This is a genomic window from Bradyrhizobium guangzhouense (genome assembly GCF_004114955.1).
GTDB lineage: Bacteria > Pseudomonadota > Alphaproteobacteria > Rhizobiales > Xanthobacteraceae > Bradyrhizobium > Bradyrhizobium guangzhouense.
This window is the reverse complement of the sequence record NZ_CP030053.1, coordinates 1,019,226-1,034,349: the sequence shown is the minus strand read 5'-3', so window position 1 is coordinate 1,034,349 and position 15,124 is coordinate 1,019,226. Positions and strand designations below refer to the sequence as shown.

General features: G+C 61.5%; 16 protein-coding genes. 9 read left to right on the top strand and 7 right to left on the bottom strand.

From position 1 onward, the window contains the following. Positions 1 to 73: 73 nt before the first annotated feature. Both XH91_RS05035 and XH91_RS05030 read left to right on the top strand, forming a co-directional pair. The gene (locus XH91_RS05035; RefSeq protein ID WP_128949556.1) at positions 74 to 1,486 is read left to right on the top strand and encodes an FAD-binding oxidoreductase; all 1,413 of its coding nucleotides are present in this window, start codon (positions 74 to 76) and stop codon (positions 1,484 to 1,486) included. Between the two features lie 7 nt (positions 1,487 to 1,493). Then, entirely contained in the window at positions 1,494 to 2,174 is a 681-nt protein-coding gene (locus XH91_RS05030; protein ID WP_128949555.1) for a GntR family transcriptional regulator, read from the top strand. A 4-nt stretch (positions 2,175 to 2,178) separates the two neighbouring features. Here the strand turns inward: XH91_RS05030 and XH91_RS38705 are convergent, their stop codons facing one another. Continuing rightward, positions 2,179 to 2,343 (bottom strand): hypothetical protein, encoded by a 165-nt coding sequence (locus XH91_RS38705; protein ID WP_164935583.1) that lies wholly within the window; start codon positions 2,341 to 2,343, stop codon positions 2,179 to 2,181. A 260-nt stretch (positions 2,344 to 2,603) separates the two neighbouring features. Between XH91_RS38705 and XH91_RS05025 the strand changes: the two genes are divergently transcribed. Then, entirely contained in the window at positions 2,604 to 4,625 is a 2,022-nt protein-coding gene (locus XH91_RS05025) for a YgiQ family radical SAM protein (RefSeq protein WP_128949554.1), read from the top strand. Positions 4,626 to 4,740: 115 nt separating this feature from the next. On the opposite strand, the gene XH91_RS05020 is transcribed toward XH91_RS05025, so the two are convergent. Then, complete coding sequence (locus XH91_RS05020) at positions 4,741 to 5,034, bottom strand: DUF718 domain-containing protein (RefSeq protein ID WP_128949553.1); 294 nt, start codon at positions 5,032 to 5,034, stop codon at positions 4,741 to 4,743. A gap of 602 nt (positions 5,035 to 5,636) precedes the next feature. On the opposite strand from XH91_RS05020, the gene XH91_RS05015 reads away from it, so the two are divergent. The 4 genes from XH91_RS05015 (at position 5,637) to XH91_RS05000 (ending at position 10,983) form a co-directional block, all read left to right on the top strand. Continuing rightward, on the top strand, positions 5,637 to 6,611 hold the full coding sequence (locus XH91_RS05015) for an ABC transporter substrate-binding protein (RefSeq protein ID WP_128949552.1): 975 nt from the start codon (positions 5,637 to 5,639) through the stop codon (positions 6,609 to 6,611). Between the two features lie 206 nt (positions 6,612 to 6,817). Beyond that, positions 6,818 to 8,128 carry a serine hydrolase domain-containing protein gene (locus XH91_RS05010; RefSeq protein WP_128949551.1) on the top strand — a complete coding sequence of 437 codons (1,311 nt, stop codon included), beginning with the start codon at positions 6,818 to 6,820 and terminating at the stop codon, positions 8,126 to 8,128. 333 nt (positions 8,129 to 8,461) lie between these two features. After that, positions 8,462 to 9,328, top strand: coding sequence for an ABC transporter substrate-binding protein (locus XH91_RS05005; protein WP_164938246.1), 867 nt, complete (start codon positions 8,462 to 8,464; stop codon positions 9,326 to 9,328). Between the two features lie 281 nt (positions 9,329 to 9,609). After that, positions 9,610 to 10,983, top strand: coding sequence for an amidohydrolase family protein (locus tag XH91_RS05000; RefSeq protein ID WP_164934282.1), 1,374 nt, complete (start codon positions 9,610 to 9,612; stop codon positions 10,981 to 10,983). Between the two features lie 175 nt (positions 10,984 to 11,158). Here XH91_RS05000 and XH91_RS04995 read toward each other — a convergent pair whose 3' ends face one another. The 3 genes from XH91_RS04995 to XH91_RS38700 all read right to left on the bottom strand — a co-directional run bounded on the left by XH91_RS04995 (position 11,159) and on the right by XH91_RS38700 (position 12,228). Continuing rightward, positions 11,159 to 11,449: a hypothetical protein gene (locus XH91_RS04995; protein ID WP_128949548.1), complete on the bottom strand. Its 291-nt coding sequence runs from the start codon at positions 11,447 to 11,449 to the stop codon at positions 11,159 to 11,161. 53 nt (positions 11,450 to 11,502) lie between these two features. Continuing rightward, positions 11,503 to 11,820, bottom strand: a complete 318-nt coding sequence (locus XH91_RS04990; RefSeq protein ID WP_128949547.1) for a DUF1648 domain-containing protein — start codon at positions 11,818 to 11,820, stop codon at positions 11,503 to 11,505. A gap of 231 nt (positions 11,821 to 12,051) precedes the next feature. After that, the gene (locus XH91_RS38700) at positions 12,052 to 12,228 is read right to left on the bottom strand and encodes a hypothetical protein (RefSeq protein ID WP_164934283.1); all 177 of its coding nucleotides are present in this window, start codon (positions 12,226 to 12,228) and stop codon (positions 12,052 to 12,054) included. 511 nt (positions 12,229 to 12,739) lie between these two features. Here XH91_RS38700 and XH91_RS04985 point away from each other — a divergent pair. Beyond that, entirely contained in the window at positions 12,740 to 12,919 is a 180-nt protein-coding gene (locus XH91_RS04985; protein ID WP_128949546.1) for a hypothetical protein, read from the top strand. Between the two features lie 41 nt (positions 12,920 to 12,960). Next, positions 12,961 to 13,149 (top strand): hypothetical protein, encoded by a 189-nt coding sequence (locus XH91_RS04980; protein WP_128949545.1) that lies wholly within the window; start codon positions 12,961 to 12,963, stop codon positions 13,147 to 13,149. Between the two features lie 117 nt (positions 13,150 to 13,266). Here the strand turns inward: XH91_RS04980 and styB are convergent, their stop codons facing one another. Both styB and styA read right to left on the bottom strand, forming a co-directional pair. Then, positions 13,267 to 13,752, bottom strand: a complete 486-nt coding sequence (styB, locus tag XH91_RS04975; protein ID WP_128949544.1) for a styrene monooxygenase NADH-dependent flavin reductase subunit StyB — start codon at positions 13,750 to 13,752, stop codon at positions 13,267 to 13,269. Positions 13,753 to 13,776: 24 nt separating this feature from the next. Further along, a complete protein-coding gene (gene styA, locus XH91_RS04970; protein ID WP_128949543.1) occupies positions 13,777 to 15,027 on the bottom strand; it encodes a styrene monooxygenase subunit StyA in 1,251 nt (416 codons plus the stop codon). Positions 15,028 to 15,124: the final 97 nt, after the last annotated feature.

Below are 15,124 nucleotides of genomic sequence, written 5' to 3'. Positions count from 1 at the left end.
ACAAGATAAGCGCAAACCCTTTCCGCCGCCGCCGCACGCATGAGGCGCAGCCAAAATTAGAGGGAGGTCTCGCATGAATATGGTGACCCCTGTCGGTTTTCCCGAGCCATGGCTCGCCGCCTTGCGCGACAAGCTCGGCGCGGCCGCCGTGCTGACCGGCAACGACGTGCCAGCACGCAATTGCAACGACTGGAGCGCGAGCCTGCCGCAAACGCCGCTCGCGGTGATCCGTCCGCTCGATGCGCAGGGCGTTGCCGATGCGATTGCGACCTGCCGGCAGGCGCGCCTGCCTTTCGTGCCGCAGGGCGGATTGACCGGGCTCTGCCGCGGCGCCGCGCCCGACGCGGGCTGGGTCGCGATCTCGCTGGAGCGCATGAGTGGTATCGAGGAGATCGATCGCGCCTCGATGACGATGACGGTCAAATCAGGCACGCCGCTCGAGACGATTCAGAAGGCTGCCGACGAGGCCGGCTTGTTCTTTCCGCTCGATCTCGGCTCGCGCGGGTCCTGCGCCATCGGCGGCAATCTCTCGACCAACGCCGGCGGCAACCGCGTGATCCGCTACGGCATGACGCGCGAGCTGGTGCTCGGCCTCGAAGTTGTGCTGCCCGACGGCACCATCATCACCAGCCTCAACAAGCTGATGAAGAACAACGCCGGCTACGATCTGAAGCATCTCTTCATCGGCTCGGAAGGCACGCTCGGCATCATCACCCGCGTGGTGCTGAAACTGTTTCCGAAGCCGCGCTCGACCATGGCCGCGCTTTGCGCGCTCAAGGACTATGCCGCTGTCGTCGCGCTGCTCGATGGCGCCCGCAGCGGCCTCGGCCCGTTGCTGTCGGCGTTCGAGGTGATGTGGCCGGACTATTGGGACGTGATCACGAGCCGCGCCGGCGTCAAGGCGCCGGTCGCTGCCGGCCAGGGGCTCTATGTGCTGGTCGAAGCGCAGGGCACCGACGAGAGCGTCGATGCGCCGCGCTTCCAGGCCTGGCTCGAAGAGTTGATGGAGCGCGGTCTGCTGGTCGATGCGGCGGTCGCGCAATCGCTGGCGCAGACGCAGGCGTTCTGGCGCGTGCGCGACATCTGCGCCGAATTCGGCCAGGTGCTGGGCCCACATATCTCCTACGATATCGGCCTTGCCGTGGCGCGGATGGACGAATTCGCCACGCGCTGCAAGGCGGCGCTCGCTGACGGCATCAAGGGCTGCGAGAGCGTCTATTACGGCCATATCGGCGATGGCAATCTGCACCTCGTCTCCTGGGTCACGGGCCTTCCCGTCGAGCAGCAGCCCAAGGAGGAGATGGACACGATCATCTATAGCCTCGTGCGCGACATGGGCGGCAGCGTCTCGGCCGAGCACGGCATCGGCACGCTGAAGAAGAAGTGGCTGGGACATGCCCGGAGCGAAGCGGAGATCGCCTTGATGCGGACGCTGAAGGCCGCACTCGACCCCGATCATCTGCTCAACCCCGGCAAGGTCATCTGAGGGACCGATGCGCTCGCTGAAGCTCGATGCGCCGAAATCGCTGTCGCAGCGGGTGATGCTGCGGCTGCGGCAGGCCATCATCGACGGCGAGTTCGCGCTCGGTGCCGCGATCTCGGAGGAGATGGTGGCGAACTCCTTCGGCGTCAGCCGCACGCCGGTGCGGGAAGCGATGGGTCAGCTGCAGGCGCAGGGGCTGGTGGTGATCCGGCCGCAGGTCGGCAGTTTCGTGTTCACACCGAGCGCCGAGGACATTACCGCGCTCTGCACCTTCCGCATCGCGCTCGAGCCCAAGGCCGCCGAGCTCGCCTTTCGTCACGATCGCGACGGGGCCATCGCGACGCTGAGCGAGGCGATCGCGGCGATGGAGCCGGCGGTCGAAGCGCGCGACAACATTGCCTATGGCCGCGCCGATGCTGCTTTTCACGAAGGCCTGTTCGCCCATTGCGGCAATCGCTATCTCGCCGAATCCTACCAGCTGGTCTCGGGCCGCGTGGCGGCGCTGCGCACCAACCTGACCTCTCCGATCGACGTGCGCACCCGCTCGTCATTCGACGAGCATCGCAAGCTGCTCGATCTGTTCGCGCGCGGCGAGTTTGCGGCGTTCGAAGCGGCGATGACCACGCATATCACCAATTCCGGCGTGGTCTACGCCAAAGCCTTGAGGGTGGAGACGCCGGCGGCGAATTGAGCGGCTATTCCCCGCCCCTCGGTCCCGGCCTGTCGAGAAAATCCAGCGCCGTATTGATCTGTTCGAGCTGGTGCTCAATCTTGTCGCGGTCCTCGACCGACGGCGCCTTCTCGAGCTGTTCGACGAGCTTCTGCTTCCGCGACAGCAAATTCTCTATGACTGTACTCACAGTTCCCCCATCGCCCGAGGCGAATATCGAGGCAGATCCTGGGGACGGGCGCGCGCAAGCCGGGCTCGCCACGATCCCTTGAATCAGAATGTGCGCGCAGCCGGATCGTTCCTGCAAATGAACCGAGCCGGCCACAACGGCCGCGCTCCGCCCTGCCGTCGCTTCGCGGACGGTTAACGCCCCCGAGCGAGGACGGAACCGGCATCTTTCACGCTCCCGTCGGTTGTATTCCCACGTCCGGAGTCCTATGCCTTGGCGCCATGGACACCCAGATCATCACCGCCGACAAGCCCCTGATGGCACAGGCACGCCCGCGCAAGCCGGCGCCGTTCCTCCCCATGAGCCGCGCCGAGATGGACGTCCTCGGCTGGGATGAATGCGACATCGTGCTGGTGACCGGGGACGCCTATGTCGACCATCCGAGCTTCGGCATGGCGATCATCGGCCGGCTGCTGGAAGCACAGGGTTTCCGCGTCGGCATCATTGCCCAGCCCGACTGGCACTCGGCCGAGCCGTTCAAGGCGTTGGGCAAGCCAAAGGTGTTCTTCGGCGTCACCGGCGGCAACATGGATTCCATGGTGAACCGCTACACCGCGGACCGCCGCATCCGCAGCGACGACGCCTACACGGCCGGCGGCGAAGGCGGCAAGCGGCCGGACCGCTGCACCATCGTGTACGCCCAGCGCTGCCGCGAGGCGTTCAAGGATGTGCCTGTCGTGCTCGGCGGCATCGAGGCCTCGCTGCGCCGGATCGCGCATTACGATTACTGGTCGGACAAGGTGCGCCGCTCGGTGCTGGCCGACGCCAAGGCCGACCTCCTGCTCTACGGCAATGCCGAGCGCGCCGTCGTCGAGGTCGCGCACCGTCTCGCTGCCGGGCAAGCGCCGCGCGAGCTCGACGACATCAGGGGCGTCGCGCTGTTCCGCCGCGTGCCCGAAGACTATGCCGAGCTGCACGCCGACGATCTCGATTCCGCCGACGAAGGCGCCACGCGCCAGAAGGGCGCGACCGTGATCCGCCTGCCGGCGCTGGAGCAGGTCGAGCAGGACAAGGAAGCCTACGCCCGCGCCTCGCGCGTGCTGCATCGGGAAAGCAATCCCGGCAATGCGCGGCCGCTGGTGCAGCGTCACGGCGACCGCGACCTCTGGCTCAACCCGCCGCCGATCCCGCTGACCTCTGAGGAGATGGACGCGGTCTACGATCTGCCTTACGCGCGCGCGCCGCATCCGTCCTATGGCGAGGCCAAGATCCCCGCGTGGGACATGATCAAGTTCTCGGTGACGATCATGCGCGGCTGCTTTGGCGGCTGCACCTTCTGCTCGATCACCGAGCACGAGGGCCGCATCATCCAGAACCGCTCGGAGGGCTCGATCCTGCGCGAGATCGAGAAGATCCGCGACAAGACGCCGGGCTTCACCGGCGTGATCTCCGACATCGGCGGCCCCACCGCCAACATGTACCGGATGGCCTGCAAGGACCCGAAGGTCGAGGCCGCATGCCGCCGGCCGTCCTGCGTCTTCCCCGAGATCTGCCCGAACCTCAACACCTCGCATGACGATCTCATCCGCCTCTATCGCAAGGTGCGCGAGACCAAGGGCATCAAGAAGGTGATGGTCGCCTCGGGCGTGCGCTACGACCTCGCGGTCGAGAGCCCCGAATACATCAGGGAGCTCGTCACCCATCACGTCGGCGGCTACCTCAAGATCGCGCCTGAACATACCGAGCGCGGCCCGCTCGACAAGATGATGAAGCCGGGCATCGGCGCCTACGACAAGTTCAAGCGGATGTTCGACGAAGCGGCCGAGCGCGCCGGCAAGAAATATTACCTGATCCCCTATTTCATCGCGGCGCATCCGGGCACGACCGACGAGGACATGATGAACCTCGCGCTGTGGCTGAAGAAGAACCGCTATCGCGCGGATCAAGTGCAGACCTTTCTGCCCTCGCCGATGGCGACCGCCACCGCGATGTACCACACCGGCGTCAACCCTTTGCGCGGCGTGCGCCACGGCGGCAGCGACAAGGTCGAGGCGATCAAGGGCCTGCGCCAGCGCCGCCTGCACAAGGCGTTCCTGCGCTATCACGACCCCGACAATTGGCCGGTGCTGCGCGAGGCCCTGATCGAGATGGGCCGCCGCGACCTGATCGGCTCGCAGCCCCACCAGCTCGTCCCCGCGCACCAGCCGCCCGGCACCGGCAAGGCCGCCGGCACCCGGCGCCCCGTTCGACCAGGCGGCAAGACGCAGAAGTTCACGACCAAGGGCATACGGCTGATGAAGTAGCGCACTCCCGCGCGCTAAAGCGCGATGAGATTGGGTTGAATCGTCATCGCGCTTTGGTTCTTTGTTTGAGCATGATCTTTTCCGAAAACCGCTTCACACTTTTCCGGATCATGCTCTAGAGATCGAGCACCACCGCCCCCGACACGGCGTCCGTGACGCCGCGCCCTTGGCCCTGGTCCTCGAGCACCGACCTGAAACTGTCGAGCGTCTTGATCATCGCGGACCGTGCCGCGACCATCGCGTCCTGGCTAGCCCAGGTGCCGATCAGGCAGAAGCTCTGCTCGCCGGTCTTGATGATGACGCCATGTTCGAGGCCCGGCCATTTCGCCTTGCCGTTCCGGTGCGCATCGAGGAAGGCGGCTTCCTCACCCTGCTTCACCCTGAACTTCACCACATTGTAAACCTGCATGGTGCGTCTCCTGAAAATGGACTGATGAAAAGGCGAGCGCCGGACCGGTCGGGCTCGGACCGATAGTTTTGCACCCTTGAAGCAAAAAGTCGAAAACAACCCCATGCACAGTAGCCGGCGATGGCGAAATCAAGGACTTGAAGCGCAACGAGGTCGAGTCGCGCCATCATCCCGCCTGAACCGGCCGCCCGCGCAAAGAATTCCGCAAAACCGAAAAATGCTTGAGGCGTCGGGCAAAACAGGCGTAGGATGGCATGATCGCGCTGTGTGGCCGGCGCCCGCTCGCGTGACAGCTCGACACGCATCTGCTCGCCAGATCCAACGGCAAACGGGTGACGGGCCGCATTCCCCGTGACAACGCTTAAGAGACGTTCGACATGGCGGCGAGTGAAATCAACCCGATCAGGTCAGCACACGAGGACGAGGCTGCGCTCAAGGAGATGGAGCGCCTCCGGGGCGCGAAGTCGGGATCGGCTGAGCAGATTTGCTCGAACTGGGGTCTTCTCAGGTCGACCCAAAGCTGCCCTTTGGGCCGTTGAGTCCACTGGCCGAGTTGTGCCCGTTATGATCAAATCCCCGTCAAGGCTTGGCGGAGCATTCGAATGAGGCGACGCGATTTCCTGAGAGCCGTTGGCGCCATTGCCGGTTTAGGCACGATGGCAATATCCAAAGCTGAAGCCCAAGTTCATCGAATCGGTGTGCTCGCTTTGGACGCGCCCGGGCCCGCACCGCTGCTTCTGGAAGAAACGCTCAAACGGCGGGGCTGGACGCTCGGCCAAAATCTCAAGATCGAATACCGGATGTACAACGGGGATACCGATCTGGCGCATCGCTATGCCCGCGAGCTGATCGCTCTAAGGCCAGATGTGCTGTATGCCATAACCAACACCTCGATGGCGGCACTTCAACTGGAAGGCTCGACGATTCCGACCGTCTTTGCAATGGTCAGCGATCCGGTCGGCAGACACTACGTCGACAGCTTTCCCAGACCGGGCCGCAACGTGACCGGCTTTACGCCATTCGTGCCGTCGCTCGGGGGCAAATGGGTTTCCATTCTGAAGGAGGTTGCACCAGACATCCAACAGGTGGGTCTCATATACAATCCCGAACCTGGAAATAATGCTGCTGCATTTCGCAAATCGATCGATGAGGCTGCGAATGTCGCTGGGATCGTGTCGGTGGAGGCACCCAGCGGTGACAGTTCCAGCATCGAGCGGTTGATTGTCTCTCTGAAGGAGAAGCCCAATAGTGGGCTGATTTTCCTGCCGGACGCCTTTACCTGGATTCAAAGAGGTCATCTAACGGCGCTGATCGGACAGTGCGGTCTTCCGGCGATATATCCGCTTCGTGACTTCGTTGAAGCGGGCGGCCTGATATCCTACGGCATCGACATGAAGACGATATATGTCGGCGCTGCCACATACATCGACCAGATCTTGCGAGGCGCCAATCCAGCCGAGCTGCCGGTTCAAGTGCCAACCGAATTTGAGCTGATCGTCAACCAACAAGCAGCAAAGCACCTCGGTCTGCGACTGCCGCCGACTCTGCTCGCCCGCGCTGACGACGTGATCGAATAGACCCGTGTTGTTGTGCTGCGTGAGTCCATTCGTGGCCCATGCGCGAATTGGCGGTACGCTTCGTTGAAGTCCGCTTAGTGGAGCCGAGCCGACTTGATTGGCGCGTGCCGGTTTCTTCTCATTTTGATCCGAAGCGGACATCCGATGCTTGGTCGCTCGGCGCGAAATCGCGTACACTCGGCGGCGGGATTGGAAGGGTGTGAGCGATGACAAGTCCTCCAAAGTCCATTGCCGGCGCCGGGAAAGCATTCTCGCGACGCTCTGTCCTGACCGGACTTGCGGCAACTTGCGTTGGGGCAACGGCGAAATGGAGCTGGGCTGCCGAAATCGGTGGTGATCCGTCCTTTTTCGCTGATGGCCCGGACGCCGAACTTTACGGAGCGGCAGAGAACTACCCAATCAAGGACCGGTGGCGGATCTACCAGCCCGGCAATCCGGCGCCAAAATACCGCGTCGGCGCATTCAGTCATTACGATGAGATATTCCCGACGCGTCACGTCAATCGCGCGGCCACGGCCTGGCCGTTCAAGCGAACGCCTGCGGATATTGACTACCAGTACAAGGGAAACCGCGCTTCGCTTGCGGATTACCTGGCGCGCAATCCGGTGACGGGCCTGTTGATCGCCAAGGACGACGAGATTCTGGTCGAGCGCTATCAGTACGGCCGCACCGATCGAGACCGGCTGATATCGCAATCGATGGCAAAATCGATCACCGGCATGCTGATAGGGATCGCGACCGCGGAAGGCGCGATCAAGTCGATCGATGATGCTGTGGAGACCTATGTTCCGGGCTTGAAAGGCACGGAGTACGGTGCAACGCCGATCCGTGCGCTGTTGCACATGTCGTCTGGCGTGAAGTTCGGTGAAGAGAACGACGAGGCGAAAGGCAGCGGAGACGACCTCGATCGCCTGTGGGGCGACATGGTGCGCAAGCACTGGTTTTCCCAAAAAGGCACCGTTGCCAGCATCGCGCAATTCAATCAACGGATCGCACCGCCGGGGACGCGATTCCATTACGCCAGTATCGAGACGGATGTGCTTGGTCTCGTGCTGCGTTACGCGACCGGTCAATCAATGTGCGGCTATCTCCAGGAAAAAGTCTGGCAGCCGATCGGCACGGAAGCGGATGCCAAATGGCTGGTTGATGCGGAAGGCGGTGAGGTAGCCCACGGGTTCTTCAATGCGGTACTGCGCGACTACGCCCGACTCGCCCGTCTGCTGGCCCACGACGGAGCGTGGGAGAGCAAACAGATCATACCTGCACAGTGGATGATTGATGCGACCACAGTGCGCGCCGCCGAGACGTATCTGGCAAAGGCCGAGGGAGGGTTCGGCTACGGCTATCAGGTCTACCTGTTTCCCGGTAGCAGACGGCAATTCGCACTCTTGGGTTACCTCGGGCAGCGCATCCTCGTTGATCCGCCCTCCAAGCTGGTCATGGTGCAGACCGCCGTCGATGAAAAGTCCCCCGAAATCTGGCGTCTGTGGTCGGCCGTGGTCGCGCAGTTCGGGTGACGCCATCAAACGCCGAATGATCTGCGAGGTCCGCTTCCGGCCCGTGGCTGACCTCAACCCAGAGCGCAGCGATGTCGGCTTCCGAGAGGTGACCCGACCAAGGGCATGCTGGCTGCTGAGGGTAGCCTTTGACCCATTGCCGAACTTCGAGCGGCTAATTTGCTGCGACAGACTGTGCATCCGCGCTCAGCAACATGATAGCGTGTAAAGGTTGGCTCTGGAGGAGTAGTTGTGCAGCGACGCGAATTCATCCTAGGTCTAGGTGGCTTGGCAGCTATGACGCCGGTTTGTACGGAGGCTCAACAGCGTACGCGGCGGATTGGAGCCTTCGTAGTGACTAGTCCCGTCCAAGAAGCCTACGCACGTGCGCTTCGAGAGGGCCTCAGTGCCCTCGGCTGGATCGAAGGCAAGAATATCCAGTCTGATTTTCGCTGGGCCAGACCAGACCCTGACAAACTGAGAGCCGACGCTGCCAGTCTGGTTGATCTCAATCCTGAAGTGATTGTCAGTGGTGGTACGCAGGCGACAACTGTCTTGCGCGATCTAACTGAGAGAATTCCGATTGTTTTCGTGCACGTTGCCGACCCCGTTCAGGAGGGCCTTGTGCAAAGTCTCCCACATCCTGGAGCAAACATAACCGGCTTTGCCGCATATGAATTCTCGATCGCCGGAAAATGGCTAGAACTGCTCAAGGAAATTGCGCCGCGCACGACGAACGTTCTGGTCCTCGCCGGCCCAAACCCAACTTGGCGGACACACGTAAAAACGATGCAAGACGCGGCGCCATTGCTCGAAATACAGTTGACCATCGCGCACGTGAAAAGCGCCGCGGAAATCGAAGCAGAGGTTGACGCCTTTGCAAAAAGGCCGAGAGGCGCCATGATCGCTCTGCCGGACATCATGCTTTCGGCCAACCACGAGCGTATCACTGGCCTCGCCGGCAAGTACCGCCTACCGGACCTCTATGCAAACGTGCAGGCGCTCGGAAATGGATTGATCCGCTACAGCTCCGACTGGCCCGACCTCTACCGACGTGCAGCAACCTATGTCGATAGAATCCTAAAAGGCGCGGAGCCGGGTGATCTTCCGGTCCAACAACCCGTCAAATTTGAGCTGATCATCAATCTCAAGACGGCGAGCGCCCTGGGTCTCACGGTCCCTCCGGCTCTGCTCGCCCGCGCCGACGAGGTGATCGAGTGAGCCCAGGACGTTGCGCTTTATGAGTCCGTTTGTGGCCCATCTCTGCCATCCCTGTCCGCCAATTGGATGTCTGGTGTTGAGAGCGGACCGGACGCGACCGAGCGCCGATCCGAGGTCTCAGTTTGACCCGAAGCCGACTTTGCCTGCCACTTGAGAGCTGCGCTTATCGCTGTTAACTCAGCGTCCACGGCCTATCCAGCCAATCCTCGGTCTTTACGCGCATGCTCCGTCTAACGAAAATCAAACTTCGCTGTTCACTACCAGGCCTGAGTCTCTCCATCATGTCGGCCGCATTTGTAGCGGTCGTGCAGCCGGATGCAGCGTTTGGACAAGCACCGTCGGCGCGTATTCTTATTGATCACGTCAATATTCTGGACGGCCGCGGCGGTCCGGTCGCAAAGGGCCGCGTCTTAATCGAGGGTCAACGGATCGCTCAAGTTCTGCCGGAGAATGGGCCAGCCCCGGCGGATACGACCATCATAGATGGCCAAGATGGCTACCTCGTACCTGGATTTATCGACATGCATGCGCACCTTATGCAGCCGAGGTGCGCTGCCGACGACTCGGCAACACAACATTTCGACCGAGCCGTTTCTGAGCAGCAGTTGTCCACACTCCTCGACTTCGGGATAACGACGGTGCGCAGCCCGGCAACCCCGACAATTGAAGGGCTGCGGCTGCGTGACGACCTCAACGCCGGCGCAGTCCGCGGCCCGCGGGCGTTCGCATCGGCCGAGCTGATCAATGACGCGAAGCTGACCGATCAACAGCTGCGGAACATCGTACGCGATGCGATGCCATACCGACCCGACTATTTCAAAGTCTACGCTCGCCTATCGCCTCAAGCGGTTGGAACCGTCATCGACGAGGCGCACCGCCATGGAATTCCCGTGATTGGCCATTTGGGCCGCACCTCGTGGCTCGAAGCGGCTCAACTCGGTATCGACCATCTGGCGCATACCGTCGACTGGTCCCCCAAAACACTGACTCCGGAAAACCGGAAGCGCTACTTGGAGCTAGCCCAAGGCTACAACGCAGGTTCTTTTCTCGCGCGGATCGATTGGCTCGAATTGCTAGATCTTTCGTCAGTCGAGGTGAAAAGCATGGTCGCCGAGGTTGCCAAAAGAGGCATCTCGGTTGATCTCACATTGATCGCCTACGACACGAAATTCGCCGCGCCTCATGGCGGTCGCTACGCTAATAATCGCTTCGCAAAGATCGTGCCCGCGCTCTACCACGACTGGACCCAATGCAGGAATATCACCTCGACCGACGACTGGTCTGAGCAAGATTACCGCCGCTGGAACGCAGCCTACCCCAAGTTACAGACTCTCGTGCTCATGATGCGAGATGCGGGCGTGTTGCTGACGACCGGGACCGATTTGACCAACCCCTGGATTATTCCAGGCGAGAGCCTTCATCAGGAGTTTGAGTTGCTGGTGGCAGCAGGTCTGTCGCCATCCGTGGTGTTGAAGATGACGGGCGAAAACGCCTCGAGGGCGTTGCGCTCAAACGATGTCGGCCTAATCCAGCCAGGAAGATTCGCTGATCTCGTCCTGCTCACGAACAATCCTTTGGACAACATCGCCAATACCCGGGCGATCCGATGGGTTATGAGGGGTGGGCAATTGGTTTCCCGGGGCCCACAGAGGTGAGGGGATAATCGCTCACCTTTTTCGGGTACCGAATACCCGGAAAATCAGCGGCCCAGGATTTCCGCTCATGGCCCATCACTACCGTATCCCACGGCCGAGGATATGTCGGCCGTCAGGCGTAGACCGGACCTGACTTAAACCGGGCCAAAACGGCGCGATTGAACCAAGCGGACATTCAGTTGCGCTGGGACCCAGCTGCATCGATTGCGCCTCTGAGAGCATTGCCCACGTCTATGATCAGACGGTTCTCGGCCTCGAATTTGTCTTCGGCCTGAGCGACGAAGGAGACCTCGGGCAAAACAACAATCAGCGCACGTGAGATGGCCGCTTTTGCTAACCTTTCTTCCTCACTCTGCGGGTCCGTGATGAAAGCCATCTTCTTCATGGCTTCCCAAATACCCGGAGAGTAGCCCTCCAAGGCCGCAATCGCTTCCTGTATCTGACCGTCGCTGTAGAATGTGCCCATAATGATCAGCTCAACCTTTCACTGCTCGATCCGGAGCGGACTTTAGAAAATTTTCAGAGAGTGGCTCTCGCCTTCATCAGGACAAACAGGTGAGAACCGGCGGCGATCAACGAGAAAATGACTATTCCCAATTCAGCACCGTGCACATGCCGCGGCGCATAGGTTGAAGCCGCCCAAATGAAGAGCCGGACGGCCCCCATGAAGGCAATCATCCCCCACATTGCAAGCCATTTTGGGGCGTACCAAGTCGGCTCGCCGTCGGGACCCCATTGCATGGCGACACGCTCGCTTGCGATACGCGGGCCAAGATACAGGTTTAAGCCGACGACAAACGCGATAGCGAAGCCAAAGACGTAGTCTGCTGGCACCATGCTTTCCGCTTCCCAAATTCAGCCGAGACTACCCAGAGATGGAGAAGCAATCCATTCTTGCTTAGATGGAACCGCTCGTGTCTGCTTCCTTATGGTTGCTGGTAGATTGACTAAGCGTCCCGACCGGTTTTGTCCCGTTCGAGACATCCCGGCGGGGTCTTGCAATGTCCGTTGTCGGAAGCGGACCAGAACGGGGGCCGAGCGCGACAGCTTGGGTTTTCGCGCCCTTGCTTACGGGCAGGTTCCGTTGCCGAAGTAGGTCGCCTGCCGATACGTGTATTGCATGACTTGCATGGTCAGCTGAAAACGCGGGTCGTCGCCATTCGTGATCGGGCATCGTCCGCCAGAGACGGCGGCCATTTCGTCATCGCGCAGCGGCGTGGATTCAGTCTTGGCGTTCGTCGACATCGTGAGCCTCCTGTTGAGATGTGCGGCATGCTTATCGCGAATTCCATTGGTCCGACTGTGAGTAGCCTCACGCACGCGACTGGGTCTCCGACAGCGCGTCATTTCTTGATACGTCCATCCGTCTTCGACGGTGCAAATCGCATGGGAGTGGCGGCCCAATCATGATGATCGAGCGGGTATGGCCCGGGCATCCGTGGCTGTTCAATCGCAGCCATTACCCGCGTGTTTGTATTTGAGTTGAGGATCGCATCCGAAAGGCCGCCACCTTTGGCGACGCGTGCGCCCAGGATTTCTCGACGCACGGGCGATATGCCGGACTTGCCGAGGTGCCGGGACAATGGGCAATGGTCCCCAGCCCCATTTGGCAGCGCCGTCGTCGCATCTCGTTAAAATCAAGACTGGCCGATCTTTGAAGTGTGATGAACATCACTGCGAGCAAGACCTGATCGCATATCCTGCGCAACTACAGATTGGGAGGGAATGGCCCCTCCAAATTCAACAGGAGGCGGACATGGAAGGACAGCAACTCGAAATCAGCGAGCCCGAACTGACGGCCGAAGACCTCGATAGCGTCAGCGGTGGGCTTCGCAACAATCAGACGGAAGCGTGGGCCTGGTTCCAGATCGGGCTAGCGAAAGGGATCGGGGAGACCCCAGGCAGCTATTATTGCTCGACGCATATTGGATCATAACGAGGGGTCGCCCAGACGGCCCGCACCCAGAGGAGATAAAGATGGATACCTGGAAAGATGAAATCGGCAATACGGGCGAAATCACACCGTGTGAATTGACGACTGTGGAGCTGGATGCCGTGAGCGGCGGACTTAGAAACTGTGAGACGGCATGGTGGCATGCCGTCACAGCTGGCATCGAAGCAGGATTGATCATGGGCGGCGCTACCCTGGTTTGTGGGCAGGTATGAAAACAACGGAGAGGTCGCCTCGGTTGGCGGCCTCGTCCCTCGCCCTCGTCCTGAGGGCCCACCAGCGGCGGGCGATGCGCCGCAGCGAAACATTCTCTCATTGCGATTGCCCGCCCCTCACCTCTCCACCAGCGCCCCCGCCCCGCGATGATACCGGCTGGAAAAGAACACCAGCGGCGTGGTGTCGCGGTGGTCGCAGCTCGATACTTCGGCGATGATCAGCGTGTGGTCGCTGACATCGACGTGGCTGATAACTTCGCAGGCGAACCAGGCGATGCAGCCCTGCAGGCGCGGCAGGCCGTCGACGATGTCGTAATCTGGAGCTGCGCCTCCGTTGGGCTGGCTGGCGAAATGGCGCGACAGGTCGCGGCCGTGGTCCGGCAGGACATTGACGCAATAGCGTCCCGTGGCCGAGATCGCGCGGTGCATGCGGCCGGGCATGACCGCGACCAGCACGGTCGGCGGCGACAGGCTGACCGTGACGAAGCTGTTCGCGGTCATGCCGCAGACGCGGCCGTGCTCGTCCAGCGCCGTCAGCACCGTGACGCCGGTTACAAAGCGCGATGCGGCTTCGCGGAACGATGCGGGATTGGCGCGTTGCATTTCACTCTTCGCCCGCATCTGGCGTCACGCGATTGCCCTGACGGGCTCTGATGGCGCGGACATGCGTTCGATCCAGGCCCGGATGCGCTGCGGTGTCGAGATGCGATCCCACTGCCGATCCGGATAATTGAAGTTCTCGGTGAACTCGTTGGCGAGCGCCGGGTTCTGGCTCATCGCGCCGATCAGCATGCCCAGCGCTTCCGTCGGCGGCTGCAACATGACGTTGGTCCAGCGCGAGGCCGCCAGCACGCGGTCCTGCCGCTTCAAATCGATTGTCTCGCAGAGGCGCGCATCGAGTACGTCGGCATTGACGATCTCCTCGCCGAGCACGAAAGCCGCGTAGGAGGCGACGTTGGCGCCCTGGCCCATCATGGGATCGACGATGGCGTGGACGTCGCCAAGCGCGATCGCACACTTGCCGTCGTCGAACGCAACCATCGTGTTGCGCACGGTCGGGACCACGCCGCCTTGCAGGAGATCCTGCGGCTGCGCCAGATCGAACCTGAGGGTGTCGATGCGGTCGTAGGTGGTGGGATGATGCTTCTCCAGCTTGCCCAGCAACACCTTCAAAAAGTGCTTCGGATTGTCGTCGTAGCTGAGCGTCGCCAGCTCCTCCATGTCGCCGCCGGGCACGTTCTCCATCAACAGCGCGTTGGCGATGCCGCCGAAGGTGACGGTCGGGATCACGATCATCTCGCCATGGCCTGGCGACACCGACAGCGTGACGTTCATGGGATCTGGCTGCCGCACGCCGGTGTAGAGCCCGACGCACAGACGCCGTTGCGGCTGCTGATAGGGCGAGTGCTCCGGACGGTAAGTGAAGAGCTGGCCGAGCGGCCCCTTGCCCGTGGAGACGACGAGCAGGTCGAAGCGCGCCACCAGCGGGGCGATGTCGCGCTCCTCGATGCGGCGGTATTCGATCTTGCCGCCGCGCGTCATGAAGTCCTGCATCAGGGCGGGAAGATAGAGCCGGTAATCGACGGCGCGGCTCGCTTTCGAGAAGTCGCCGCGGAAGCTCAGCGGCTGCGGGAAATTGAAGACGTGATCGTGGTAGTAATAATGGTCCTTCGGATCGGTCCAGTGATTGACGCCGAGATAGTCCTCGCGCGCGAGCGTCACGTGGTGATGCGCGACGGTGTTGAGCAGCCTGAGGTCGCGATACTCCTCCGGCGGGCGGTCGGTGATGACAGTGGCGTCGACGCCGTGCTTTTGCAGATAGAGCGCGAGATGCAGGCCGGCGATGCCGGCGCCGACAATTCCGATATGGCGTGTCACGTCGTCTTCTCCCCTGTGATTGCTCGTTTTGGGGAAGCCTACCGGCCCGCCGTATTGCCCGCTACGGAATATATGGGATATAATTTATTCCAGATCG

Coding starts and splice junctions, on each gene's coding strand:
- XH91_RS05030 (WP_128949555.1), top strand. CDS start 1,494: ATGCGCTCGCTGAAGCTCGATGCGCCGAAATCGCTGTCGCAGCGGGTG.
- XH91_RS04990 (WP_128949547.1), bottom strand. CDS start 11,820: ATGGTGCCAGCAGACTACGTCTTTGGCTTCGCTATCGCGTTTGTCGTC.
- XH91_RS04985 (WP_128949546.1), top strand. CDS start 12,740: ATGGAAGGACAGCAACTCGAAATCAGCGAGCCCGAACTGACGGCCGAA.
- XH91_RS05015 (WP_128949552.1), top strand. CDS start 5,637: ATGAGGCGACGCGATTTCCTGAGAGCCGTTGGCGCCATTGCCGGTTTA.
- XH91_RS05000 (WP_164934282.1), top strand. CDS start 9,610: ATGTCGGCCGCATTTGTAGCGGTCGTGCAGCCGGATGCAGCGTTTGGA.
- XH91_RS05035 (WP_128949556.1), top strand. CDS start 74: ATGAATATGGTGACCCCTGTCGGTTTTCCCGAGCCATGGCTCGCCGCC.
- XH91_RS05010 (WP_128949551.1), top strand. CDS start 6,818: ATGACAAGTCCTCCAAAGTCCATTGCCGGCGCCGGGAAAGCATTCTCG.
- XH91_RS05020 (WP_128949553.1), bottom strand. CDS start 5,034: ATGCAGGTTTACAATGTGGTGAAGTTCAGGGTGAAGCAGGGTGAGGAA.
- XH91_RS05025 (WP_128949554.1), top strand. CDS start 2,604: ATGGACACCCAGATCATCACCGCCGACAAGCCCCTGATGGCACAGGCA.
- XH91_RS04980 (WP_128949545.1), top strand. CDS start 12,961: ATGGATACCTGGAAAGATGAAATCGGCAATACGGGCGAAATCACACCG.
- styB (WP_128949544.1), bottom strand. CDS start 13,752: ATGCAACGCGCCAATCCCGCATCGTTCCGCGAAGCCGCATCGCGCTTT.
- XH91_RS04995 (WP_128949548.1), bottom strand. CDS start 11,449: ATGGGCACATTCTACAGCGACGGTCAGATACAGGAAGCGATTGCGGCC.
- XH91_RS38700 (WP_164934283.1), bottom strand. CDS start 12,228: ATGTCGACGAACGCCAAGACTGAATCCACGCCGCTGCGCGATGACGAA.